The sequence below is a fragment of the Mesorhizobium sp. M1348 genome, assembly GCF_040317925.1.
Classification (GTDB): domain Bacteria; phylum Pseudomonadota; class Alphaproteobacteria; order Rhizobiales; family Rhizobiaceae; genus Mesorhizobium.
This window is the reverse complement of record NZ_JAMYLH010000003.1, coordinates 239,764-263,946: the sequence shown is the minus strand read 5'-3', so window position 1 is coordinate 263,946 and position 24,183 is coordinate 239,764. Positions and strand designations below refer to the sequence as shown.

Annotated in this window: 29 protein-coding genes; 8 read left to right on the top strand and 21 right to left on the bottom strand. The window is 61.6% G+C overall.

Going from position 1 to position 24,183, the window contains the following annotated elements; genetic code table 11:
• Nucleotides 1–23 precede the first annotated feature (23 nt).
• The 4 genes from NKH13_RS08350 to NKH13_RS08335 form a co-directional block, all read right to left on the bottom strand.
• On the bottom strand, nt 24–680 hold the full coding sequence (locus NKH13_RS08350) for a methionine ABC transporter permease (RefSeq protein ID WP_254815748.1): 657 nt from the start codon (nt 678–680) through the stop codon (nt 24–26).
• On the bottom strand, nt 661–1,758 hold the full coding sequence (locus NKH13_RS08345; RefSeq protein ID WP_352912076.1) for a methionine ABC transporter ATP-binding protein: 1,098 nt from the start codon (nt 1,756–1,758) through the stop codon (nt 661–663). Before NKH13_RS08345 ends, NKH13_RS08350 begins: the two co-directional genes overlap by 20 nt.
• A 104-nt stretch (nt 1,759–1,862) precedes the next feature.
• On the bottom strand, nt 1,863–2,711 hold the full coding sequence (locus tag NKH13_RS08340) for a MetQ/NlpA family lipoprotein (protein ID WP_352912073.1): 849 nt from the start codon (nt 2,709–2,711) through the stop codon (nt 1,863–1,865).
• 345 nt (nt 2,712–3,056) lie between these two features.
• The gene (locus NKH13_RS08335) at nt 3,057–3,356 is read right to left on the bottom strand and encodes a DUF1236 domain-containing protein (RefSeq protein WP_352912070.1); all 300 of its coding nucleotides are present in this window, start codon (nt 3,354–3,356) and stop codon (nt 3,057–3,059) included.
• Nucleotides 3,357–3,560: 204 nt separating this feature from the next.
• Here NKH13_RS08335 and NKH13_RS08330 point away from each other — a divergent pair, with 204 nt between their 5' ends.
• Entirely contained in the window at nt 3,561–4,277 is a 717-nt protein-coding gene (locus tag NKH13_RS08330) for a DUF1236 domain-containing protein (protein WP_352912215.1), read from the top strand.
• A gap of 99 nt (nt 4,278–4,376) precedes the next feature.
• On the opposite strand, the gene NKH13_RS08325 is transcribed toward NKH13_RS08330, so the two are convergent.
• The 3 genes from NKH13_RS08325 to NKH13_RS08315 form a co-directional block, all read right to left on the bottom strand.
• Nucleotides 4,377–4,619 (bottom strand): hypothetical protein, encoded by a 243-nt coding sequence (locus NKH13_RS08325; protein WP_023677112.1) that lies wholly within the window; start codon nt 4,617–4,619, stop codon nt 4,377–4,379.
• 247 nt (nt 4,620–4,866) lie between these two features.
• Entirely contained in the window at nt 4,867–5,421 is a 555-nt protein-coding gene (locus tag NKH13_RS08320) for a DUF4142 domain-containing protein (protein ID WP_352716216.1), read from the bottom strand.
• Between the two features lie 550 nt (nt 5,422–5,971).
• Nucleotides 5,972–6,283 (bottom strand): hypothetical protein, encoded by a 312-nt coding sequence (locus tag NKH13_RS08315; protein WP_352716217.1) that lies wholly within the window; start codon nt 6,281–6,283, stop codon nt 5,972–5,974.
• A 309-nt stretch (nt 6,284–6,592) separates the two neighbouring features.
• Here NKH13_RS08315 and NKH13_RS08310 point away from each other — a divergent pair, with 309 nt between their 5' ends.
• On the top strand, nt 6,593–6,757 hold the full coding sequence (locus NKH13_RS08310; RefSeq protein ID WP_023677107.1) for a DUF3309 family protein: 165 nt from the start codon (nt 6,593–6,595) through the stop codon (nt 6,755–6,757).
• A gap of 249 nt (nt 6,758–7,006) precedes the next feature.
• Here the strand turns inward: NKH13_RS08310 and NKH13_RS08305 are convergent, their stop codons facing one another.
• On the bottom strand, nt 7,007–7,204 hold the full coding sequence (locus tag NKH13_RS08305) for a hypothetical protein (RefSeq protein ID WP_292655400.1): 198 nt from the start codon (nt 7,202–7,204) through the stop codon (nt 7,007–7,009).
• 500 nt (nt 7,205–7,704) lie between these two features.
• On the opposite strand from NKH13_RS08305, the gene NKH13_RS08300 reads away from it, so the two are divergent.
• Together NKH13_RS08300 and NKH13_RS08295 are read left to right on the top strand one after the other, a co-directional pair.
• On the top strand, nt 7,705–8,436 hold the full coding sequence (locus NKH13_RS08300) for a Crp/Fnr family transcriptional regulator (RefSeq protein WP_352716218.1): 732 nt from the start codon (nt 7,705–7,707) through the stop codon (nt 8,434–8,436).
• Nucleotides 8,437–8,605: 169 nt separating this feature from the next.
• Nucleotides 8,606–9,133 carry a YciE/YciF ferroxidase family protein gene (locus tag NKH13_RS08295; RefSeq protein WP_352912065.1) on the top strand — a complete coding sequence of 176 codons (528 nt, stop codon included), beginning with the start codon at nt 8,606–8,608 and terminating at the stop codon, nt 9,131–9,133.
• Nucleotides 9,134–9,271: 138 nt separating this feature from the next.
• Here NKH13_RS08295 and NKH13_RS08290 read toward each other — a convergent pair whose 3' ends face one another.
• On the bottom strand, nt 9,272–10,270 hold the full coding sequence (locus NKH13_RS08290) for an ATP-dependent DNA ligase (RefSeq protein ID WP_352912062.1): 999 nt from the start codon (nt 10,268–10,270) through the stop codon (nt 9,272–9,274).
• A 30-nt stretch (nt 10,271–10,300) separates the two neighbouring features.
• A complete protein-coding gene (locus NKH13_RS08285) occupies nt 10,301–10,468 on the bottom strand; it encodes a hypothetical protein (protein WP_023677102.1) in 168 nt (55 codons plus the stop codon).
• Nucleotides 10,469–10,694: 226 nt separating this feature from the next.
• Here NKH13_RS08285 and NKH13_RS08280 point away from each other — a divergent pair, with 226 nt between their 5' ends.
• Together NKH13_RS08280 and NKH13_RS08275 are read left to right on the top strand one after the other, a co-directional pair.
• Nucleotides 10,695–11,399, top strand: a complete 705-nt coding sequence (locus NKH13_RS08280; RefSeq protein ID WP_352716224.1) for an MgtC/SapB family protein — start codon at nt 10,695–10,697, stop codon at nt 11,397–11,399.
• Nucleotides 11,400–11,599: 200 nt separating this feature from the next.
• Nucleotides 11,600–12,862, top strand: coding sequence for a DUF763 domain-containing protein (locus NKH13_RS08275; RefSeq protein ID WP_352449581.1), 1,263 nt, complete (start codon nt 11,600–11,602; stop codon nt 12,860–12,862).
• Nucleotides 12,863–12,872: 10 nt separating this feature from the next.
• On the opposite strand, the gene NKH13_RS08270 is transcribed toward NKH13_RS08275, so the two are convergent.
• The 7 genes from NKH13_RS08270 to NKH13_RS08240 form a co-directional block, all read right to left on the bottom strand.
• Nucleotides 12,873–13,316: a PPC domain-containing DNA-binding protein gene (locus tag NKH13_RS08270; RefSeq protein WP_352912057.1), complete on the bottom strand. Its 444-nt coding sequence runs from the start codon at nt 13,314–13,316 to the stop codon at nt 12,873–12,875.
• Between the two features lie 24 nt (nt 13,317–13,340).
• A complete protein-coding gene (locus tag NKH13_RS08265; protein WP_352716227.1) occupies nt 13,341–13,493 on the bottom strand; it encodes a peptide ABC transporter permease in 153 nt (50 codons plus the stop codon).
• 201 nt (nt 13,494–13,694) lie between these two features.
• Nucleotides 13,695–15,410, bottom strand: coding sequence for an HAD family hydrolase (locus NKH13_RS08260; RefSeq protein WP_352912053.1), 1,716 nt, complete (start codon nt 15,408–15,410; stop codon nt 13,695–13,697).
• 4 nt (nt 15,411–15,414) lie between these two features.
• Entirely contained in the window at nt 15,415–16,386 is a 972-nt protein-coding gene (locus NKH13_RS08255) for an SDR family oxidoreductase (protein ID WP_352912050.1), read from the bottom strand.
• 187 nt (nt 16,387–16,573) lie between these two features.
• Entirely contained in the window at nt 16,574–16,876 is a 303-nt protein-coding gene (locus tag NKH13_RS08250) for a hypothetical protein (protein ID WP_352912047.1), read from the bottom strand.
• A 460-nt stretch (nt 16,877–17,336) separates the two neighbouring features.
• Entirely contained in the window at nt 17,337–18,737 is a 1,401-nt protein-coding gene (locus NKH13_RS08245) for a phospholipase D family protein (protein WP_352912044.1), read from the bottom strand.
• Between the two features lie 63 nt (nt 18,738–18,800).
• A complete protein-coding gene (locus tag NKH13_RS08240; protein ID WP_352912041.1) occupies nt 18,801–19,616 on the bottom strand; it encodes an endonuclease/exonuclease/phosphatase family protein in 816 nt (271 codons plus the stop codon).
• Between the two features lie 181 nt (nt 19,617–19,797).
• Here NKH13_RS08240 and NKH13_RS08235 point away from each other — a divergent pair, with 181 nt between their 5' ends.
• Nucleotides 19,798–20,208, top strand: coding sequence for a DUF427 domain-containing protein (locus NKH13_RS08235; protein ID WP_353016094.1), 411 nt, complete (start codon nt 19,798–19,800; stop codon nt 20,206–20,208).
• Nucleotides 20,209–20,237: 29 nt separating this feature from the next.
• On the opposite strand, the gene NKH13_RS08230 is transcribed toward NKH13_RS08235, so the two are convergent.
• The 4 genes from NKH13_RS08230 to ku all read right to left on the bottom strand — a co-directional run bounded on the left by NKH13_RS08230 (nt 20,238) and on the right by ku (nt 23,549).
• Nucleotides 20,238–20,654, bottom strand: coding sequence for an HD domain-containing protein (locus tag NKH13_RS08230; RefSeq protein WP_023677074.1), 417 nt, complete (start codon nt 20,652–20,654; stop codon nt 20,238–20,240).
• Between the two features lie 120 nt (nt 20,655–20,774).
• Nucleotides 20,775–21,146, bottom strand: a complete 372-nt coding sequence (locus NKH13_RS08225; RefSeq protein ID WP_352716236.1) for an avidin/streptavidin family protein — start codon at nt 21,144–21,146, stop codon at nt 20,775–20,777.
• Between the two features lie 75 nt (nt 21,147–21,221).
• Complete coding sequence (locus tag NKH13_RS08220) at nt 21,222–22,622, bottom strand: PAS domain-containing HWE histidine kinase family protein (RefSeq protein WP_352912036.1); 1,401 nt, start codon at nt 22,620–22,622, stop codon at nt 21,222–21,224.
• Between the two features lie 93 nt (nt 22,623–22,715).
• Nucleotides 22,716–23,549 carry a non-homologous end joining protein Ku gene (gene ku / locus NKH13_RS08215; protein WP_352912033.1) on the bottom strand — a complete coding sequence of 278 codons (834 nt, stop codon included), beginning with the start codon at nt 23,547–23,549 and terminating at the stop codon, nt 22,716–22,718.
• A gap of 125 nt (nt 23,550–23,674) precedes the next feature.
• On the opposite strand from ku, the gene NKH13_RS08210 reads away from it, so the two are divergent.
• The gene (locus NKH13_RS08210) at nt 23,675–24,139 is read left to right on the top strand and encodes an NUDIX hydrolase (RefSeq protein WP_352912030.1); all 465 of its coding nucleotides are present in this window, start codon (nt 23,675–23,677) and stop codon (nt 24,137–24,139) included.
• Nucleotides 24,140–24,183: the final 44 nt, after the last annotated feature.

Here is a 24,183-nt window from a genome sequence, read left to right as displayed (position 1 = left end):
GCGCACCCTCAGTTCAAGCGGCCCTATGCCCTGTGATCCAGCCTCGCGACCAGCCGGTCGCCGGCCCACTGGATGCCGCAGACCAGGACGATCAGGACGATGACCACGGCGATCATGACGGACGTTTCGAAGCGCTGGTAGCCGTAGCGGATGGCGAGGTCGCCCAGCCCGCCGGCGCCGATGGCGCCGGCCATGGCCGAGGCGCCGATAAGCGTCACCAGCGTCACCGTGAAGCCGGCGACGATGCCGGGCAACGCTTCCGGCACCAGCACCTCGCGAATGATCGTCCAGCGGTTGCCGCCCATGGCGCGCGCCGCTTCGATCAGCCCGTGGTCGACCTCGCGCAGCGACACTTCGGCGATCCGGGCGTAGTAGGGCGTCGCCGCGATCGACAGCGGCACAATCGCTGCCCAGGTGCCGATCGAGGTGCCGACGATCAGCCGCGTCACCGGGATCAGCGCAACCAGCAGGATGATGAAAGGCACCGAGCGGAAACCGTTGATGACCGCGCCGAGCGCGCGGTTCACCCACAGGTTTTCGGCGATGCCGCCGCGGTCGGTGGCGACCAGCGCCAGGCCGAGCGGCAGCCCGAAAACCAGCGAGATGAGGCCGGAGGCGGCTGTCATCAGGATCGTTTCCCAGATCGAACGGACGAGAAGCTCAAACAGAACCGGCGACATGGCCAAGCACCTCCACCCGCGCTTGGCGAGCTTTCAAGAACGCGATCACCTCTGCCAGGTGACCTTCATTGCTGCCCGCGACCGCCACGAACAGTGTCCCGACAGGCTGCTGCTGGACGTGATCGATGCCGCCATGCACCAGGCGGAACGAGCCGGGAACTGCCGAGGCAAGATCGGACAAAAGCGGGCTTCGCGCGGCCTCACCCGCCACGTCGATCCTGAGGATCGCCTCCACGCCGGCGTTCTGCGGTAGCCGGCTTGCGATCTCCGCCGGCAATTGCGGCCTGATGCCGCCGAGCAGGCTTTGTGTGATCGCCGACTTCGGATCGGCAAAGACCGACCACACCGGCCCTTGCTCGACGATTCGTCCGGCATCGATCACCGCGACCCGGTCGGCGATCGAACGGATCACCTCCATCTCATGGGTGATGAGCAGGATGGTCAGGCCGAGCTGCCGGTTGATGTCTCTGAGCAAGGCAAGGATGGAGCGCGTCGTCTCCGGGTCCAACGCCGAGGTCGCTTCGTCCGACAGCAGCAGCGCCGGGCGCGCCCCAAGCGCCCGGGCAATGCCGACGCGCTGCTTCTGCCCGCCCGAAAGCGACGCCGGATAGGCTTTCGCCTTCTCCGACAGGCCGACGAGCTCGAGCAACTCGGCAGCGCGCGCCAGGCGTTCGGCTCTGGGCCGGCCTTCGATCTTGAGCGGCAGCGCTACATTGTCTTCGACCGTCTTGGCGGACAGCAGATTGAAATGCTGGAAGATCATGCCGATGCGCCGGCGCAGCGGCTGCAATTCGCGCTCGCCGAGCCGGCTGATGTCGCGGCCTTCGATGAAGACCTGTCCTGTATCCGGCCGCTCCAGGCCGTTCAGACAGCGTATCAGCGTCGACTTGCCGGCGCCGCTGCGGCCGATGATGCCGAGGATCTCGCCCTGGCGCACGCTGAGCGATACGCCGTCCAGCGCCGCCGTAGCGCCGAAGCGGCGCTTCAGCTCGACGAGGCGCACGACATCGTCCGGTCCGGTGGAACGGCTGCCGATGGGATGCATGATCTCGGTGGCCGAGGCGAAATGCTGGTTCATGAAAATTCCTGTCTCGCGATCCACAAACGCGATCGCGGTCCGCGTTGCAACACGGACCGCTTTCCTCATGGACCGGGCTTCAGCACCCGGACCGGTTCGGCAAATCAATAGGCGCTGATGCCGGTTCCCTTGTAGACCCGGTCGAATTCGGCCTTCACCTTTTCGTTCTGATAGGAGGCGACCAACGTCTTTACCCAGGGCTGGTTTTCATTGCCGGCCTTGACCGCGATGAAGTTGCGGTAGGGATTGTCGGCCACCGCCTCCTGGGCGATGCGGTTCTCCGGTGTGAGGCCGCTTTTAAGCGCCCAATCCGTGTTGACCACGGCCCCGTCGAGATCTTCCACCGAGCGCCCGACAATGCCGGCGTCAAGCTCCTTGACGACCAATTTCTTCGGGTTTTCGGCAATGTCGGTCGTCGTAGCCAGAATGCCGGTGCCTTCCCTGAGCTTGATCAGACCTTCGCTCTGCAGAACGCGCAGTGCGCGGCCCTCATTGGACGGGTCGTTCGGCACGCCAATGACGGCGCCTTCGGGCAGGTCGGCAATCTTCGTGTACTTCTTGGAATAGAGGCCGATCGGCCAGACCCCGGTATAGCCGACCGGGACGATGTGATAGCCCTGCGTCTTGATCTGGTTGTCGAGATAGGGCTTGTGCTGGAAGGCGTTGGCGTCGATTTCGCCACGCTCGAGTGCTTCATTCGGCTGGGTGTAGTCGTTGAACACCACGGTCTCGATCGTCAGCCCCCTCTCCGCCGCCTGGGCGGTGACGACGCGCCATACATCCTCATCCTCGCCGCTCATGATGCCGACCTTGACCGCCGTCTTGTCTTCGGCGAACGACGGCGCAGCAAGGCCGACAATCGCAACCGCCGACGCGAAAAGTACAGCCAGACCGGCGCGCCGGTTTATACTTGCGGAGAGAAATGAGAGCAAAGTGTTGGTGTTCCCAGACATGATCTATCCCGTCGGTTCTGAAGTCGTTGCGGCCAAGCGGAGTGCCAAGCCTTGCCGGCATCATCGGGAATGCTGACCGTCGGATCAAAGCACCGTATTTCCCGCGAAATGCCAAGCCAGGAATATTCTCTCAAAGTTTCGGGCCTGGCGAGCACAGGGCGTGCTGGGATCATGCGTTCCAAGCCAATGCTGGCTCAGAAATTGTCCGGCTGTCGTCTCCGCTATGAGGCCCGCCGTGCTTCGAAGCGGCGGGCCTTTCTGCGTCCGAATGCCCAACACGGGCAGCAGTTTGGGATGTCGACAATGCTGGACGCGCCGCATGTCCCTTCAAAGCGACGCGCTTGCTCACTCGATGACCTTTACAATCCTGCGCGAGCCAGGATCGACCAGGACGGTCCGATTGTCGACGACGACATAGCGGTATTTGACGTCGGGAACCTCATGAAGCTCGACGGTATCGGGCAGGGTCGAGCCGACATTGAGCTCCACGCCGGGAAGCTGGACGGACGCCAGAGGCTGCTTTTTCACATACTCGCGTACGATCGTCTCCTGCTGCGGTTCGATGACCACGTCCTGAGCGGCAGCGGCGCCAATACCCGCAAGCAGCAAGAACCCAGCCGCGGCTGCCGAAAGATGCATTCTCATGATCGTCTCCTTTCGTCGTGAGCCACCTCTGCGCTGCGCCGCGTCATGCCGTTCGCAGCGGGGTCGCTATAGGCCGGTAACGTCATCAGGTGGAGCTTGTTCCGCCACTCGGATCGCTTGCCGTTTCGCTCCATTGGTTTGGAACAAAATTTTTTAGCCGCAGTTTTACGCGGTGAAGGGACGCATTTTCCAAGGAGATCTCTCATGAAAGGCGTTCTGATCACCAGCATGCTAGCAATCAGCGTCAGCTGCGGAGCTGCACTTGCCCAGACGCAGCAGTCGACCGACGACCAGTCCGGCGCCAATTGCGCAGCCGGCGCTGCCAATTGCCAGAATGGCGCCAAGATGGACGAGCAGGCTCAGGGCAAGGCCGGCGCTGCGACTGATCAACAGGCGCAGGGCAAACCGAAGCTGAAGACCGACGAGCAGGCCCAGGGCAAGGCCGGCGCTACGACTGATCAACAGGCGCAGGGCAACAAGAAGCTGAAGACCGAAGAGCAGGCCCAGGGCAAGGCCGGAACCACCACTACCGAGCAGGCCCAAGGCAACACGAAAATGAAGACCGAGGAGCAGGCTCAGGGCAAGACTGGGACCACGACCACCGAGCAGACTCAGGGCAATGCCTCGACGCAGACGCAAGACCAGAGTTCGACCGCTTCCATCAACAATGTGACCGTTGAACAGAAGACGGAGATCACGCAGGTCATCAAGGAGACGAACGTCCAACCCGTTTCCAGCGTCGATTTCGACATCTCTGTCGGCATCGAGGTTCCGCGGAAGAAAGTCCGGCTGCATCGTCTGCCGGCGCGCATCGTCAAGATCGTTCCGGCTTACGAAGGCTATGAGTATTTCGTGCTCGCCGATGGCCGGATCGTCATCGTCGACCCGAATACCTACAAGATCGTGATTATCCTGACTTAGTTGTGGCCAGATGGTTTGATTGAACCAAAGGGTCCGTCGCGCAGGTCGCGTGGCGGGCCTTTCCGCATCTCCTCGCTCCGCGTCTGCTGCAATCGCAGATCACGGTCCGTCCTCGGGGCGAGGAGTGAGCACGGTGTGATCGATGGTGTCGGGCAGGCATGGACTGGGCACGCAGCTTGTTCGGACTGACGCGGTGGTCATGGCATCGATATCCGTAACCAGCACCATTCTCGCGTAGTGCCGCGGCCACAGCGGCTCTCCAAACAGGACGAAGACGCCGCCAATCATCAAGGCCAGCAACATGAGTGCCGTAACATTTGCAAATATCTCGCCGTAGCGCATGAAGGCAGCCTGTCCCGTTCGGAAAGCGATTTCAGCCTATGACAGCGGCGACCAGGACGGTGCCGAAAGCCGGCGCTACTATCCTTGAGGCCTCGCGAATGCCGCCTTCCATTGGATCCTCCCCGAACAAGCCGGATAAATAACGGCACTCTCGGTGCTTTGTTCCCGGCCGTGTGGCCGGACTACAGCCGCTTTACACAGGCCGTGTGTGGGGCGGCCTTTCGTTTGCAAAAGGCACTCCTCGCTCTCATTGATGCGCGGCAGCGAGGTCCTTGACATGACGTTCGTGCATTTGCAGCACCGGCAGCGTCTTCTTGGCAAACTCCTTCATCGCCGGATCGTCGCCGGAATTTGCGTAAGCGGAAAACAGCGCCACCGCTTCCTTATGCGCCTGGGTCTGCATGTCGATATATTTCGATTGGAAGCTGTCACCGCTGGCCTCCTTAAGTTGGTCGAGCAGCGCCTGGTGCTTGGTGTCCAGCGACGGGCCGGCTGGCGCGGTGGCCGAAGTCGTCTGACCCCTGCTGAGCGCCGCCTTGAAGTCCTCGCCGGCCTTGGTGTGGTCCGTGACCATTTGCGCCGCGAATGCCTTCACGTCGTCGGCAGTCGCCTGCGTCTGCGCAAGTCGGCTCGATTCGATTTCGAATGTATTGGCGATGGGCACGGTCTTGACGAACGTCGCGGTGTCAACCTTGCTCATGGTGTCGGTCGTTAGAGGCGTCAGCGTCGCCGATTGAGCAAAAGCAGCCAAAGGCGCGCCGGCCATCAGCGCTGCCGCAGTGATGGATAGAAGTGTTTTCATGGAAGTTCTCCGAGGCCGATGTCATCCCTCCGATGGCTCAACGCGGAAGCTGCGGCGAGGTTGCCTGATCGCGGCGGCCACAGCCGCCGCGACGCCAAACAATGGTTTGGAAACGCAAAACAAAAGACGCCGGCCGGGTCGTGGAAAGTGCAACGCAAGCCGCGAGATCGTACGGAATCGTACAAGCTCTTTCGCTTTGCCGCAGTCTTGCTATCGTTGGCTGGGAGAGATGGGTGGAGGCTTCCGTGGGGCAGATCAAGTCGCCGCTAGGAATCGGTATTGACACCGACGCTGCCGTTCATACCATCATGGCCGACTATCATTCCGGCGACATTCTCTCGACCACCGTCGTCATAGCCGATTTGCGCAAACGCTTCCCTGGTTCCGGCAAACCGACGAGGAGCTGGTTGGCTTTATCGTTCGGGCGCTGGACGGTCGGGATATCGCGGTCAGCTTCGACCACCGCGGCCGTTAGGCTGATTTTACGGCAAAACCAGCCGGCCGCGGAGCCTATGCTCCGCGGCCTCGTCAGGCTGTGATGACCGGGCGCTTACTTGCCGCAGTGGTTGTCGTTCACCGTCGGCGCCATCGTGTCCGGAGCCTTGCCGGTCGCATCGGGCAGAGCCCCCTGCGGGCCCGGCGGGCAATTCCGGTCGGCATTCGAATTCGTCGTTGAGAAATCGCGAATGCTGTTGGTGATGGTCGAATCCGTGCCGGTGTCAGGGCCGCCATTATCCGGGACTACGACCGTCCGCCCGCTACCGTCGGCAGCGGCTCCGGAGGGGTCGCCGACGTTCTGGGCCATCGCTGACGTGGCCAGACCGATCGTAAGCGCCGAAGCTGCGAGAATTTTCGTGAGCATGATGCTTCTCCTTTTTACGAGGGTCGTCGCGTTGCGACTACGAAAACAACCGTTCGAGCTGGCGAAGGTTCCGACAAATTTCCTATGAAATTCAGCATGTTCTCAGGTGTTCAAGGTGGCCGGCATGCCATTCTCCGCGGGCACGCATCTATGGACTTTTCTAACGGCACAGCCCGGCATTTTGCTCGCCGCATGAGCGTACGCCTTACCGTCCCGCCGGAACAGGAATGCTCCTTGCGAGTTCATACCTTTGTACAATGCGACGCGCTGATGCGAATGGCGGCAGCGCAAACAAGGAGAGCAGACATCATGGGCCTTGGAACCATTCTCATCATTATCTTGGTCCTTGCCTTGCTTGGCGGCTTCAGCGGCTTGGGCGGCGGACCGTTCTATGGCACCGGCTATTACGGTGGTGGCGGCCTCGGCCTGGTGTTGCTTATAGTTATCATCCTGGTCCTGCTTGGGCGCATTTGATGTATGTCGCGCAAAAGTGTGCAGCGGTTTTGTGATAGCGACATGCATAAAACAGGAACCTAAAGCGCGTCGCATGGGGCCGGTCGAGCGCGACGCGCTTTAGTGTCACGCTCACGACCAAACACCCGGCGCTTGGTAACAAGCGCCGGGCGTTTTGTCGTGAAGAGACAAGATTTCCATGATCCTTGGCTAAAAAGGGCGACCCGGTGCCGAACCTTTCGGCAACGAGGACACCACCATAGCAGCAGCTTAGTGTTGGCGATCGGCGGCCAGCGCTTCTTTCAGATCGGCGCTGAGCACACCCTCGTTGAACAGCGACATGATACGGGCGGCCAACCGCTCGCGGACAGGACTGTCGTCCGCAACACCCAACTCGCGGCAGCAGTCGTCGAGCGCTTTTTTCAGCACGCTCAGTTCGGCTGGAGTTGCTGCACCTTGCATCGACATGCCATCCTCCCTTGAAAAGGGCGAAAGCGCGAAGCGTCTTTCAAGCGTCCACTCGCCATGTCTGTGTGGACGACTCCAATTCAATTAGCGCCGCTCTCTTCCAAACTCAATGTACGGAAATTACTAAGCAGACAGTTTGGGAACGACTGCCTTCCACCTGCATTGTTGCTGCGATCCAACCCACCCCTCATTTGGATCACTGGGCGTAGCCCACGACGCCCGAATGGAGCCCGTTGCATCCCTCGCGACGGGCTCTTTCGCGCCCGATGATCTCAATTGTCGTTTTCGTACCAAACTGTCTTTGGTACGTTTCCAACTCTAACTTTCAGTCGGATGTTTTCGTAGGCAAGCGACAGGAGAAACTGCCGTGCATCGATTCATTTTTTTATTTAGTAGGCTCCATACCTTTCAGTGCTTATATGAGCGTTATCGTCCGCAGGTTATACCGGGCGCGGACGGCTGGGAGATAAAAAAGCTCTTGCCCTGTTTTGGGGCGAGTTATGTCTGATCCAGCAATTTCCAACAAAAACCTATACAAAAACAAGCTGTTGCGCCGGATGAGCGCCGGCGATTTCGCATCTCTCGAGCCGCACATCGAGCGCTGTTCGCTGGAGTTACGGCAATCGCTCGAAGTGTCCGGATCGCCGATCGAGGCCATTTATTTCCTCGAGGACGGCATCGGTTCGGTGGTTGCGAAAATGCCGAACGGCAGCGATGCGGAAGTTGGCCTTGTCGGCTTGGAAGGTATGACCGGCTCGGCTCTGATAATGGGCGACGACCGTACGGTCCATGATTGCTATGTGCAACTGGCGGGAGAAGCCGCCAGGATAGATGCCGAGCCATTCAAGGCAGCGCTGACGCAAAGCCCGACGCTGCGCCTGTTCTTGCTGCGCTACGTGCAATATCTGCATGTCCAGACTGGCTATACCGCGCTGGTCAACGCGCGATCGAAACTTGAAGACCGGCTGGCGCGCTGGCTGCTCATGTGTGACGATCGGGTGGACGGCGGCCGGCTGACGATCACTCACGAATTCCTGTCGATCATGCTTGGCGTAAGGCGTCCGGGTGTCACGGTCGCGCTGCAGCTGCTCGAGGGGCGAGGGCTCATCCGGTCCCGGCGCGGCGAAATTATCATTCGCGATCGCGATGGTCTCGTCGCACTGGCGGATGGCGGCTACGGCCTGGCCGAGGCCGAATATACCCGCCTGGTCGAGCATATCGGCGAGCGCTGACGGCGCTTTCCTGGCCGATTGCTACCGCAGGTCGAGGCCCCTTGCGACACTACACGGCGGGTCGGAAAAATTTTCAAAGCTCCCGGACCGTCAGGGAACTTGTTTCCCGTCGGAGGGTTATGGGACGCCTCTACTTTGCGAGGCGGCACCAACCATTCGGGAGAGGATCATGGCGACTACGAAAAAGGCCGCGAAGACGGCAAGCAAGGGCCTTGAGGATCTGTTCCTCGACGGGCTCAAAGACCTCTACTACGCCGAGAAGAAGATACTGAAAGCGCTGCCTAAAATGGCCAAGGGCGCGGAGTCGGAAGAAGTGACCGCCGCCTTTGAGAAACACCGCATGGAAACCGAAGGACATGTCGACCGCCTGGAAGAGGTGTTCGAGAAATTCGGCAAGCCGGCCCGCGGCAAAACCTGTCCGGCGATCGACGGCATCATCGAAGAGGGCTCGGAAATGCTCGAGGAGTATAACGGTGCTCCCGCGCTCGACGCCGGGCTTGTCGGTGCGGCGCAGGCTGTCGAGCATTACGAGATCGCTCGCTACGGCACATTGATCGCGTGGGCGGAAGAACTTGGCAAGAGCGACGTTGTCGAGCTGCTCAGGGCAACTCTCAAGGAAGAGGTCGCGACCGACGAAGCGCTTTCCAAGCTCGGCGAAAGCGGTGTCAACGAACGCGCAATGCAAGAAGCCGCTTGATCTACCAGATCGCCTCCGAGCCTCGGCAAGGGTTTGCCGTGGCTCGGCTAGTGCGGCGAACCAGCGAATTCTGCATTGGTTCCGTCGTCGTCGGCAGGACGGGGCAGCAAGAGCTTGAATCGGTGCCTCGGGACGGACTTACTCGATCTGCTCGAACGTGCATTGCCGGGGCTGCTTGTCCGGCCGCCAGCGCAACAGCTTGGTTCCATGCCGGAACCGGTCGCCTGTCACATGGTCGAAACGAACCTCGACCACCAGTTCAGGCTTTATCGGTTCCCATTGTCCGCTGCGCTCCGTGCTCCAGCGGCTTGGTCCGCCCGGCGCCTTGCCGGTGAAACCCGGTTTGGCCCGCAGTTTTTCCAGCCGTCTGGTCAGCGCCGCCCTGTCGTCCTTGCCGATGGTCGAGGTGAACCCGACATGGTCCAGCCTGCCTTCGTTGTTGTAGAGGCCGAGCAGCAGGGATCCGACTTCGTTGCTGCTGGCGAGATAGCGAAAGCCGCCGACCACGCAATCCGCCGTGCGCAGCCGCTTGACCTTGACCATGGCGCGCTCGCCGGGCCGGTATGGCCCGGCGATCAGTTTTGCAACGACACCGTCGGTCGAGCCGTGGCCGGCGCCCTGCAGCCAGCGCTCGGCGGTGGCGGCGTCGTGCGTATATTTGGACAGGTGCAGTTCGGGCCGTGCCGCCGACGCGACAAAGGCCTCAATCGCCTGCCTCCTGGTGGTGAGAGGCTCTTCGATGATGATCCTGCCGCCGGGTTCGGCCAGCATGTCGAACAGGACCAGCATGGCAGGCGTCTCCCGGCTCAACTTGCGGATCCTGCTTTCGGCTGGATGAAGGCGCATTTGCAGGGCCTCGAACGAGGACGATCCGTCGACCTCGATGACGATCTCGCCGTCGGCAACAAACCGCCGCGAGTTCACATAGCGCAGCACCACGACCAGTTCGGGAAAATAGCGGCCAAGCGGCTTGCCCGATTTTGCACGCAGATCGACGGCGTCGTCGCCCTTGAACACGAGGCAGCGGAACCCGTCCCATTTCGGTTCGTACTGCCAAAGCCCGTCACCGCCAGGAATTGCATCGGCGGCTTTGGCTTCCATCGGACGAAGGTCGAGCGGCAACGGAAATGCGGTCATGGCTGGTCCGCGCCGCCGCTGAGGCATTCGCTACCGCCGTCGGCCATTCCCCTGCGCCCCGCTTTCCCGCCTCGGCACCTTGCGGCCGGTTTGGTCGGGTGAAGGCGACCGCGGATCGACCTCGTCGGACCCACCGATCTCCTTGGTGATGCGATAGGCCAGATAAGCGACGGCTCCGGCAAGCAGCAAGCGGACCATGACTGCAAATCCTTCGTTGGCGTGAACCCACCAACCCACAGGCCGAAGGTTTTGTTCCGCCGCTGCCGATCGCCGGAGTGAATCGTCGGCGGCGCAACCAAAATCCAAGCGCATCGTTTGTTGCTTATCGACGAAAAGAATTTGCGATGAAGACGCTCTTGCCCTTGTTCGCTTTGACCCTGGCGCTATTCCTGGCCAGCAGCGCTTGGCCTGACGGGTGACCGCGATGCTTCTCGTTGTTCCGGTCTGGCAGGACATCGCGGCACGACTGCTTCTGACCGCGCTCGCCGGCCTGTTGATAGGCCTCAACCGCGAGGCGCGCGGGCACGCGGCGGGGCTACGCACCACCGTGCTGGTCGGATTGGCCGCCGCCATCACAATGATCCAGGCCAGTATTCTGCTCGAGACCGTTGGCAAGCACCCGGATTCGTTTGCATCGATGGACGTCTTGCGCTTTCCGCTGGGCGTGTTGACCGGCGTTGGCTTTATCGGCGGTGGCGCCATTCTTCGCCGCGGCAATCTTGTCAGCGGGGTCACCACGGCGGCCACGTTGTGGGTGATGACGGCGATCGGATTGGCTTTCGGTGGTGGCCAATACGGCTTGGGCGCGGCCGGCACGGCGCTGACGCTGGCCACCTTGCTGGTCCTGAAATGGGTGGACCTTCGAATGTCGCGCGAACACCATGCCCAGTTGGAACTGACGTGGAAGGCCGCGGCTCGACAGGAGCTCGATGCGCTCATCGGGCCGCTTGGCTACCAGGCACGCCTCGTCGCAATAGAGAGGCGCCCAGATCTCAAGGACCCTGTGTTCTCGTTCGAGATCAGTTGGAGGCGGCCCGACACTGGCGCACCGCCAATGGATCTGCTGGCATCGGTGGGCGAGCATTGCGAGATCCAAAAGTTTGATCTCCTCAGCGAGCCTGCCCGCTAGAGCGGTTCATCGTTTCACGGAAACGCCGAAACGCTCTATCTCTTTGTTTCTGCGCAATCCCGGACGGAAAACCGTTCACACTTTTCCTGGAATTGCTCTAGCGGCTCGCAACGATCGCGGCCTGAATCAGGCCATCGCTTCTTCGCGGCGCTTTCGATACCTATCTGTGGAGGCAGGACTCAAGGAGCAAGCAAGAGAGCGTGGCACAGCGATCGGGAAGTGCTGATCTTCCACTTCACGGCGGACGCGTGCCGAAATGGCTCGGCGACCGCATGACGCGGCTTGGCGCGGTCATGTGCGAGGCGATCATCCACCATTACGGCCGCGATGAATTGCTGCGCCGGCTGGCGCATCCGTTCTGGTTCCAGTCCTTTGGCGCCGTGATGGGGATGGACTGGCACTCTTCCGGCATCACCACCAGCGTCGTCGGTGCGTTGAAGCGCGGCCTGTCGCCGCTTTCCGGCGAACTCGGCATCCACGTTTGCGGCGGCCGCGGCGCGCATTCGCGCAAGACCCCGCACGAGCTTGCCCTGATCGGCGAGCGTGTCGGCCTCGACGGGCAAGGCCTCGCGACTGCCAGCCGGCTTGTCGCCAAGGTGGACAGCGCCGCGGTCCAGGACGGTTTCGATCTCTATCTGCACGGCTTTATCGTCACCGATGACGGCAAATGGGTGGTGGTGCAGCAAGGCATGAACGGCGACAGCAAGGTGGCGCGCCGCTATCACTGGCTGTCCGAGGGCCTGAAGAGCTTTGTCGACCAGCCGCATGCTGCCATCGAGGGCGCCAACCAGGGCGAGATCGTCAACCTGACCGACCGCCGCGCCGAAGCGTCGCGCCAGGGACAACTGGACCTTCTGCACGACCTTGGACCGGATCGCATCGTGAGGGAGCTTGCCGCTTTGGAGCGGGGTTCGGCGCCAGCGCCGGAGCCGGCACAAAAGCTGCTGCCGCATCTGGTGATGCCGGCGCACCACGATGTACGCGAAAGCGATGTCGTCATGCGCCGCCTGCACGGCAACATCGCGGCGGCGGCCGAGCGCGGCCCGACAGATTTCGCCGGGCTTCTCCTGGTGCCCAATGTCGGCGCGCGCACGGTGCGGGCGCTGGCGCTGGTCGCCGAAGTGGTGCATGGCGCGCCGTGCCGTTTTTCCGATCCAGGGCGTTTCTCGCTGGCGCATGGCGGCAAGGACCGGCATCCGTTCCCCGTGCCGCTGAAGGTCTATGACGAGACGATCGGCGTGCTGAAGTCGGCTGTCCAGAAGGCCAGGCTCGGCCGTGACGAAGAGATCGGCGCGTTGCGGCGGCTGGACGACCAGTCGCGGCAGGTCGAGCGCTATGTCACCGGCCCAAGCCTGAAGGAAATCGTCGCCGGGGAGTTCGAGCAATCGCATCTGCTCGGCGGCCGCAGCGTCTTCGGTTGGGAGGTCGTACCCGAAACGGCCGCGGTCAAATCAACGAAGTGATCGGCTCGGATCAAGCCTCCAAGTCGATCAGGGCGACGCCGAGTTCGGGACGGTGCCTGCGGCGCAGATGGCCAGGCGTCTCCACCAATGTGACCTCGAGCGTCGGCCGCACGATGCCGTCCAACAGATGACCGCCCCTCGTGGTGCCGTCACTCAATCCAAGGACTGCGTGGACGTGCAGGCTGGGCCTGCCGTCGTCGCCGATGGCAACATCGCCGATCGCGCTCAGCACTTCACACTGTTCCCGAACGGGGATTTTCCGGTAGGTCCTTTCCCCAGGGTCGAACCAGCCGACGGTCGCTCTTTCGAAAGCGCCGAGCGCAGTCAGCGCCGCACTGCCAATGTCGTTGTCGACGGCAAAGGACGTCAGCTGGGCAAACGCCTCTTCGCCCGGATCGAGCACAATGACGAACGTTCTCTGTCCGGCGCTTTCGGCAACAAGCTGTGATTTCATGATTTCGCTCCAGCCGTCAGGAATTCAAATCCACCACACCAGCAATGCCAGCAAGACGAGACCCGCCAGGCCGGCGATGAAAATGATCCGGCGCGCCCGCGTCCGCAGGATGATCTCGCCCTGCCGCGCCTGCTCCGCCGAAAAGACAGGACCATCCTTGTCCCGGTCGTTGCTCATCCATCGTCTCCTTCCGGGCAATTATTCAGCATTGAATGGATCTGGCGCCCGATAGAACACAATCTCGTTTGGCGGATGAGGTTCCACGATGGACCATCGACGATTGGAACCGACTGGGACCCGGTCTTCTGCCGGCTCGGGACGGAGATCGACCACGAGGTGAACCCAGCCGGCTTGGGACCGGCTGGGCGCCGTTTGCATCTATTCCTTCGGCGCGGTCGCGGGCGCGGTATAGCGGCGGCGCACCGCGTCCAGGACGTGGTTGCGGCTCTCCTGCGCCGAAAGTGTGCCGTCTTTCTCCGCTTCGGCGGTTTCGCGCGCCAGTTCCTTGTCCCTGATCTGGTGGCGAAACCATTCGGAATAGTCGCCGGCGCGCAAATGATGTTCCCAGGTCTTGTCGTCGATGCCCTCGGCGATCTGGGCGAAAATCATCAGATTGTGGGCGCGGAGGTTCATCGCATTGTCGGGGCCGCGGAAATAGAAGCTGCCCTTCTCGTCCAGCTGGCCCTCGGCATATTTGCGGCTGTGGCGCTTGAGCGACTGTCGCGGTTCGATCGGCTCGACCATGGCAGGTTTCTTACGCGCCTGCGGCCGCCAGAACAGCACGCGCTTGTCTTTTGGAGAGTTCAGGTCCTTGTCCTTTGGCGGTTCGGTGCCGGTCTCGTGACAGAACGTCTTGATGACCTTTTTCGCCTTGGGGCCGAGTGCGATGACGGCGGTGACCAGCCGCAATGCCTCGGTTGAGATCGCGTCCGGATGAACCGTGATCAGGATCGTGCCCGGCAATTCCATGGCCAGCACCATTGGCGTGTCGTCGCGCCGCTTCGGCAAGAGGTGATGCGCTTCGTCGATGATCAGCCAGTGTGGTCGTGCCGTGCGGAAGCGAACGCTACCAAGCCCCGGCAGCAGGTCGGCAAAGAAGTCCGGCCGCTCATTGACGCGCAGCGCCAGGCCGTTGACGACCAGGTTGTTGTCCGGCTTCTCCAGGATCTCGAGCAGCTCCGTCTTCGTCGGCGCATTCGAGCCGTCGCCCAGCCGGACGGCGCCTTCGAGGCCGTCATAGTCGCCTTCCGGATCGAAGATGCAGAACTGGAACTTTCTCTCGACGAAGCGCTCCGTCAGTGCGGTCGCCAGGGTCGATTTGCCGATGCCGGAGCTGCCGGCGATCAGCACCGTATCGGTTGGCGACAGATGCACCTCCTTGCCATCCTCCGAGCCGAGCAGAATGCCGTCGCGGTTCGGCACAAGCTCGCGATCGCGCTCGACAAGTTTGTCGATCAGCTCCTCGACGCCCTTTCCGCGCGCGCCGCGTGTCACGAGATCCGCTGTATCCTTGACCGCCGCCAGTGCATTGTCGACGGCGATGCTGAGGCCGCAGGCGCGCAGGAAGGCGTGGTCGTTTTCGGCGTCGCCGACACCGACGACGTTGTGCGGCGACAATCTGAGGTCCTGAAGCGCGGCTGTCAGCCCGGTCGCCTTGTTGATGCCGCTGGGCAGGATCATAACCGCGCCCTTGTTGAAGATGATTTCCAGCTCCAGCCCCAATTTCTTGATGACCTCGAGTGCGGTAGCCTGATGCGGTTCCCAGGTAGCCACGATAGAGCGGCCGACCGAAAGCGGTTTGACACCGCGTTTCCTGAGTTTGGCGATGAACTCGGGGGCGGGCGGCGGAGATATCGCCCGCTCCTCCTCGCTCGCCGGCGTGTAGATCAGCGCGCCATTTTCCGCGACGACCTTGTCGAAGATCGCGACTTCGGGAAAGACACGCTTCAGGTCGGGCAGCTCGCGCCCGGTAACGAGAATGAGCTTGCGGCCGCTCTTCTTGAAGCGCTCGAGCGCCGCAAGAGTCTTCTCGGCAACGATCCCTTCATGCGCCAGCGTGCCGTCATAGTCAGTGGCCAGGGCTATGAAATACATGTCGTCAGTAGCCGCCGACGATCGGCAATATCTCGCCGGTGATATAGCTGGAGCAGTGCGGCGAGGCGAGGAACACGTAGGCCGGCGCGATCTCCTCCGGCTGGGCCGGCCGTTTCATCGGCGTGTCAGCGCCAAATTTCGAAACATCGCCGGCTTCCTTGTCCGAGGGGTTGAGCGGCGTCCAAACCGGGCCTGGCGCCACGGCGTTGACCCTTATGCCCTTGTCGACAAGGTTGCCCGAGAGCGCGCGGGTGAAGGCATGAATGCCGCCCTTAGTCATGGAGTAATCGACCAGTTGCTTCGAGCCCTCGATGCCGGTCACTGAACCGGTATTGATGATCGCCGAACCGGGTTTCATGTGCGGCACGGCCTCCTGCGCCATGTGAAAATAGCCGTAGAGGTTGGTCTTCAGCGTCGTGTCGAAATGCTCCTCGGTCAGCTCGCTGAAATCGCTGGAGTGGACCTGGAAAGCGGCGTTGTTGACCAGCACGTCGATCCGCCCAAACTCCTGCACGATCTCAGCCACCGCGTTGTGGCAGTGGTCGCGTTCGCTGACATCGGCCTTGATCAGGATGCAGCGCCGGCCTTCCGCTTCGACGGCCCTTTTGGTATCTTCGGCGTCCCTATCCTCTGAGAGATAGATGATCGCCACATCGGCGCCTTCACGCGCATAGAGCACGGCCACCGCACGGCCGATGCCTGAGTCGCCGCCGGTAATGACGGCCACTTTGCCGTCGAGCTTTTTCGATCCGATATAAAATGGCGCATCGTAAAGCGGCGCCGGCTCGATCGCCCATTCATGCCCCGGCTTCGGCTGGTGCTGCTCGGGGAAGGGCGGCTCGGGATATTTGCGGGCACCGGCCTGCATGGCGCCTTTTTGCTTGCCATTGGACTTGGACTTATCCTTCTCGTCGATACGGCGCTGGATGTGCCGCTGCTTGGCGGCCTCGCCGGCGATTTCCGACTTCATCTGCATGGTCATCTCCCTGGCTTGAAACCCAACAACGCGTGTCCAGCGAAAAGGTTTATGCGATGGCGTCATTCCTTCAGCCCGGGCGGATCGTGCGGAGTCTAACCCACGGCGCCGGCTGCAGTACGGACCCGCTGAAAAGCCTAGGAGATTGCGGCTCCCTCAGCGGCGCATTCGTTCGGCCCGCCCTGAGTCACAGATTGTTCTGCAGGGTCGCCGGCCCGTTGGCTCCATCCGTCCTATTCGTGTCGCGCCCCTTGCCATTGAGTTGCCTGGCCTCGTCTTCGGCTGCGTCTTCGAGCTTGGCGACAAGCAGATCCTTGAGGTCACCAACCTCTTCCTCGATATCTTCGATGGGTACGCCGGCGTCTGCCGCCTCTTCCTTGCATTCCCTGGCGAGGGTTTCCGCCTCCTTTTCAAGCTTGATCGGAGGCGGCGGTAGATGAACGTTTTCGTGGATCCAGTCCTGCAAGAATTCTATCGCACTAGCACTCATGGCGCTCACCTATAGCGGCAACCTGTAGTGCACATTAACGTACGTGCTGCAAAATGGATGCTTGGCAACGCCGGATTTCGAATTACGCCACTTGACGATAGCGTGATCGCCTAGGGGCTAGAGCTTCTGCAGCCAAATGGGATCACTTGGCGTCGCAGAAATGCGGCTAGCCAGACAGTTGGAGCGGGATCCAATTTGAAGGTATCCCGCCCTTAGGACGTGTTGCGCCGCCGCGCCGATGTTGCTCGATTCGGATCGCCCGACGGCCGACCATCGTCATCCGCAGCAGCCGGTCGTGTCGGCCACTCAGCGGCGCGGTCGGCGCGCATTTTGCGTTTATGCGCCATCCAGAACGGCAAGAGCTCAGCAAGAAAACTGTATATCGTGGTCTTCATCGGCATGCTCCGGACACGGGTTACAACTCGTGATCCCGGAGTTCCGTTCCGACAATGAGTTGCCTCTACAATTGCGATTCGATCGGCAGGCACCCAACCAGCGCTGCAACGATGCGCCGATAGAGACTGGCCTCGGGTTCACGCGAATATTGCCGCATCTCGCCATTCGCCATGCCGAGCCACCGCACGGCGCCTTTGTCCAGGACCAGCTGGTAGCTCGTCTGCGGTGACTTTTCGTGCTCGAACCGCCGGCGCAATTCCATCACCAGATTGGTATCATGGAAAAGCACGCCCATTTCGGCATTCAACGACACCGAACGCGGATCGAAATTGAAGGAGCCGACAAACCCCAGCGTGTCGTCGACCGTGAAGGCCTTGGTGTGGAGGCTGGCTCCCTTTGAGCCGAAAACGGAGATGTTGGCCTGGCGGTCGAAGGGCTGCAATTCGAAAAGCTGGACGCCGTTTTTAAGCAGCTTGCGGCGGTATTTGGCATAGGCGCCGTGCACGGCGGCGACGTCCGTCGCGGCGAGCGAGTTGGTCAGGATTGCAACCTCGGCGCCACGGTCCACCAGCTTCGACAGGATGGCCAACCCGGTGCGGCTGGGGATGAAATAGGGCGAGACGATTTCGAGGCGCTGCCTGGTCGCCGCGATAGCGGGAAGCAGCTCCTTGGTCAGCCAGTTCCTGCGCCTTTTGCCGCGCACCTTTTCCGGCGGATCGGAAATGACGCGAACGCCTTTCGTCCAGCAGACGTCGCTGTGCGCTACAATGAACTCCGTGATCGTGCGCCAGGCACGGAAGCTGTTCAAAAGCTGGCCGTCCGCGGTCGCATCGAAATTGTCGAGGAAATCGGCGCGCGAGCCCGCCGCAGCCGGGTTGAGCAGCTGGATCGGCGTTGCCGCCTCGCAATTCCAGAACGCCTCGAAGATCTGCATCGTCTGCCCTACGGCAGGACCGAGAAGCAACAGGTCGAGATCGCGGAAATTCGTCTCCGCAGCGTCGAAATAGGCATCGCCGATATTTCTTCCTCCGACGATGGCCAAGCCCTCATCGGCGATCCAGGCCTTGTTGTGCATGCGGCGGGTCATCGCAAACAGCCGGGCGACCATCTCCAGCGAGCGAAAGATGCTGCCGTTCCTCATGCCGCTGGGGTTGAACAGCCTCAGCTCGATGTTCTTGTAGCTGTTGAGCGCCAGGTAAGCGGCGTCGCTGTTGCGCGGATTTATATCGTCCAGCAGTATGCGGACGCGGACACCGCGCTCCGCCGCCTTGACGACCTCCTGCATAAGCAGCCGGCCGCTATGGTCGTCGTGCCAGAGATAGTACATCAGGTCGAGGCTGCTTGTGGCACTTCGCGCAGCAAGGATTCGCGCGGCAAACGCGTCATAATTGTCGGTGATCAGCAGCAGCCCGCTATTGCCGGCCGCGATCTTGTCCCGGGCAAACCGCGAAATGGCTGTATCCATGAAGTGCACCGGCAAACATCAGCGAAGCAAACGGTCTGAAATCTGACTAACAACCCTTCAGGTTCATTCTGGTTGCAGTCGCGGCTGCCGTATCGCGTCCAGGTTCAGCCGGGCCTTGATCGGCAGATGATCGGAAGCCCGTTGCGCCAGCGGCGTCTTGTGCACCTCGATGCTGGAAATCAGGTGCGGCGGCCTGGCCAGGATGCGGTCGAGCGCAAAAAGCGGAAAGCGCGACGGAAAGCTCGGCAGAACCGCATCGATCGGACCGAAATGCGGCAGCAGGGCCAGCAGCGAAGACCTGTTGCGGACGCGCCATTCGTTGAGGTCGCCAAGCAGGATTGTTGGCCGCAGAACCGGGTGCGTGGCTTCGACCAGCGCGTTGGCCTGCTGCGAGCGCGACCGCCGCAGCAAGCCAAAATGTGCGGCTATGATCCTGAGGGAGACGCCCTTCAGTTCCAGGTCCACGATGACCGCACCGCGCGGCTCGAGGCCGGGCAGCCGGATCTGGTTCACGCTTTCGACCACGCCGCGGCGTGCCAGGATCAGATTTCCGTGCCAGCCATGGCTGCGGCGGTTTTCGGGGACGTGGGTGGGGACGAGGTCGCTGTCCCGCTCGAGCGCTGCGAGATCGAGCAAACCCTGCCTGCTTCCGGTTCTTTCGTCGGCCTCCTGCAAAGCAATGATATCCGCGTCGAGTTCCTTGACCACGGCTGCGACCCGCTCCGGATCGAACCTACCGTCTGTGCCGACGCATTTATGCACGTTGTAGGATGCGACCGTTGTGCACGAAATTTCATTGCCGGGTACCGTAAACCGCGGCACTTCCCTTCGCAGCGCAGCGCCAAGCGACCTTGGAAGGGTAGGCGATCGATCCAGCATGTGATCCATTTGCTGTTGAGTCGGTGAGTGGCGGCCATTGCGATTATGGCGCGTGCGGAGGTCTGAAACAACGACGACCTTGCAAAACCGTTCCACCGCCGGCCTCGGCGCGCCCGCGGCCTGGAACCGTGACGGGCAACAACACGTTTCAGGAGGGCAGCGCAGTCAACGGAGAAGTCGAATGCAGCCCTTAGCCGCAAATTCCGCCCCCCGGCCAGGCCCGCTCAGCATTGTCCCGTTCGATGGAACCGTGACCGTTCGGTTTTCCGATGCCATTATCGCGTCGAGCCAGCGGGCAAAGCTGCTCTACGAAGACGGTCATGATCCTGTCTTCTACATACCCTTCGAGGACATCTATTTCGACCTTCTGGAGAAGACGAACACAACGAGCCACAGCCCGCTGAAGGGCACGGCAAGCTATTGGCGTGTTCATGCGGTCGGTTCGTCGGCAGAAGACTTCATGTGGGCCTACGAGACGCCCGACACCCCGGCATTGGCGATCGCCCGCCACGGCGCGTTCGATCCCGGCAGGGCGCGGATCGAGGCCGATCCCGCGGAGGACAAGCGGCATACGCCGCACGTCACCGAGTAAACTCAAATCGGCGACAGCGCAGCCTTCCGTCAGCTCGCAAACTCTTCTCTGAGAATGCGCAAGCCGTCTTCGTATTTCGCTGTCGAGGCCCCGATCTGCCGTGCCTGCCATAGATTGTCGGCAAGATCGGCGCGCTTGACAGGCAACGCCAACGGGTTGGCCGCGGCCCTGCGAACGAAAGCCGCATCGTCCTCGTTCGGCAGCCGCGTCATGGCATCGACGGCGGATACGATGGACGGTCCAAACCCGGCCGCCTCAAGCCGGTCGCGGTTCCAGCCGTCGCCTTTTTCGATGACGTCGTGAAGATAGGCGATGGCTTTCTGGTCGAGCGTTTCGACGGCATCGACGACCCGGCGGCAATGTTCGATATAAGGCCGCCCTGTCTTGTCCGTCTGCCCGGCATGAGCCTGTTCGGCGATTTTCGCTGCGCGATAAAGCACGCTCATTGGGTCGACCCCGTAACGAACAGCGCATGTCCTGGCGCACCAACGCGCCATCGTCAGTGCGAGTTCCTGTGCACTGCGGGACTCCTGCTGCCTCACTCGCGAGCTGAATGCCCGCGACAGTCAGGAGACGCGTTCAAAACTGTCGAGGCTGGTTCCAAAAGCGCGCCAGGCGGGGAGTTTCCTGGCTCGGGCCGGGGCACCTTCCTTTTCAGCCGACAAAGCGGCATCCGCAACGGTGTGCCACAGCATCTCCAGCTTCCCGTTCCTGAGGATGCCGGTATAGCTCACCGCCGCGGCTCCGATCCGCCCTTCGGCCGCGCAGGTGAATCCGATGACGTCTCCATGGCAGGCTCCGAACAGCGGCACCGTCATGCCGAAGAAGGCGCTGTCCTCCAGTGCCGTCCTGAAGGTTCCGCTGATCCGTCCGCCCTCTTCGCTGGTCAGTTCGACGACCGACCCGTACTGGTTCCGCCAGGTGCCCAGCCAACTCATCGCTGCTCCTCCTGATTGCTACCAAAGGGATTGCGTTGCCACACGGCCGCCAAGCCGCGGCTGGTGTAGCAGCCTTCAATCAGCCGCGATGCCAGCCATCGACATCTGAACGAAGCGCAGCGGCGCTTCCAGCGTCCAGGTGATGCCGTGCCTGGCGAATTCCAGGCGGCCGGTGCCGCTGAGCGCCTGCGGGGTGACGCGTTTGAGCACAACCGTTCCGAAACCGCGTCGCGTGTTTTCATCGACCAATGGTCCGTCCAGTTCCCGCCAGACAAGGCGGAAGCCATCGCTGCCATCGGCGGCTGGCGTCACGGTCCATTCGACCTCGACCCGTCCGTCAAGGCGCGACAGCGCTCCGTGCTTTACCGAATTGGTGGCCAGCTCGTGAAAGGCAATGCCGAGATATTGCACCGCGTTCGGCTGCAGCATGATCATCGGCCCGCTCATCGACAGCCTGGCCTGTGTCGCGAAGGCCTTGGTCTGGGCATGGATCAATTCGCCGATAGTCGCGCCACGCCATTCGGCATCGACCAGCAGATCGTGCGATTCCGAAAGCGCCATGATGCGTTCCCGAACCTGTGAAAGGAAAGCCTCTGGCGTCCCCGCCAGCTTGCTGGTCTCGCGGATCATCGAGACGATCACCGAATACTGGTTTTTGACGCGATGGTTGACTTCGCGCATGAGTGTGCGGATACGCCGTTCGCTCTCCTTGTGCGGGCTGATGTCGCGCGCGATCTTGGAGGCGCCGATGATACGCCCGATGCCGTCGCGTATCGGCGAGATGGTGAGCGAAACCGGAACCAGGGTGCCGTCCTTGCGCTGCCGGATCGTCTCGTATGAAGGAATCCGTTCGCCGGCGCGAATGCGGCTGATGATCATGGCTTCCTCATCCAGGTGGTCGGGCGGGATAAGGATCGTCACCGGGCGCCCGATCGCCTCGGCGGGCGTATAGCCGAACAGGCGTTGTGCCGCGTCGTTCCAACTGGTGATAATGCCGTTCAGGTCTTTCGACACGATCGCGTCCATCGAGGATTCGACGATGGCAGCGAGCCTTATGCCGGCGTCGTCAGCCAGCGCCTGGGTGCGCAGGTCGAGCAGGGTGTTGATGGCGCCGACGACCTCACCGCGCGCATTGCGAAGCAGGACCGGGTGCGCGCTGAACGGGATGAACTGGCCGTCCGGCCGCTCGGCGATCGCCCGGCCCCCACGAACCTCCCGCTCCTCCAGCAAGGCAACGGCCATCGGACATTCGTCATGCGCCATCGGCCGCCCGTCTATGTGGCGAAGCTTCCATGATCCGCACCAGCGGTCCTGGCCGATAACTGGACGATATCCCCAGAGATCGGCAGCGGCTTCGTTGAAGAAGGTAATGTAGCCTTGTTTGTCGGTGGTGTAGACGGCGACAGGCAACGCCTGCATCAGATCGGCGGAGGAAACTTGCGGGATTCCGCCAGTCTTTAGTTCAACGACGTCCACCAGTCCCCCGCTCCGCTTGGCTTGCCGACGGATTGCTTCGTCATCTAAATGCGCGCGAGCGTTTTCGGTTCCGTTCGATCCACTTTCGGACATTCAGGCCGATTTGCGTTTCGGGGCCGTTCTCGGATTCTTGCTGGGAGCCTTGCCGCCTTCCTGCGCCAGGCTTTTGCGCAGAACATCGGCGAGGTTGACGACGTTCGTCCTCGGCTCGGGTGCCGGCTTGGGCGGTTTCTTGCCCTTGCGCTTGGCTTCGATCATCGCAACCAGCGCCTGTTCATAAGTGTCTTCGAACTTCGACGGGTCGAATTTGGCCGGCTTCTTGTCGACTAGCAATTGCGCGATTTCCAGCATCTCGGGATCGACCTTGCGAGCCTTCAGCCCTTCGAACACCGCGTCCGCCGCGACCACTTCATTGTGGTTGCGTAATTCAGTCATCACCATGCCCTTGCCCAGCGGCTGGATCAGCACCTCTCGGCCACGCTGGTACAGCACGACGCAGGAGCGAGCTGCCACTTTCTTCCTGGCCATGGCGTCCCGGATCACCGCGAACGCCTCCGTGGAGGGCGCATCGGCCGGGACCAGATAATAGGGCTTTTCGAGGTAGCGTGCGTCGATTTCGGCGGCGGGCACGAACTCGCCGATCTCGAGCGTATGCTGCGATACCATCTTCAGTTTCTTGATTTCGTCCGGCTCAATGCGGATGAACTCGCCCTTTTCGACCTCGTAGCCCTTTACCTGCTCGGCCGCCTCGACCGTGTCGCCGGTCTCCTCGTCTATATAGGCGCTCTTGACCGGGAGACCGTCTTTGCGGTTCAGGATCCTGAAATGTACTTTCTCGGCCTCGCTGACGGCGCCGATGATCTTGACGCCACAGGAAACCGATCCGACTTTCATAAAGCCCTTCCAGGCAGCTCGCGGCGTCGCCATGTCAATCACTCATTTGCCGAACGGACGGAACGGCTGCGAGCGGAAATCGTTCCGCCGTGGCAGGCTGCTCCATACGCCGGCCCGGACGAGAACGTTCGTTTCATTTTCGTCAGGGGAATAGCGGAATGGCCAAACGCAGCGCAGGGTTGCTCATTTATCGCCAAAGCAGAGGTTCACTTCAGGTGTTGCTGGTGCATCCGGGCGGCCCATTCTGGGCGAAGAAGGACGACGGCGCATGGTCGATCCCGAAGGGCTTGGTCGACGAGAACGAGGACGAGCTGGCGGCGGCCAAACGCGAGGCAGAAGAGGAACTCGGCATCGCCATCGATGGAGTTTTCGAACACCTTGGCAGCTACCGGCAGCCGGGCGGCAAGCTCGTCATCGCATGGTGCGTCGAGGCGGATTTCGACAGCGACGCCATCAGCAGCAACACCTTCGTCATGGAATGGCCGCCAAGGTCCGGCTCGATGAAGGAATTTGCCGAAGTCGACAGAGCGGGCTGGTTCTCCCTGCCTGAAGCCAACCTCAAGATCCTGAAAGGCCAGCGCGCCATGTTGGCGGACTTTGCCGGTCGGCATGGCGACGGATGAACTTGTTTCAGCCTGGTCCTTAGGGCATCGCTTGGGCTTCCTCA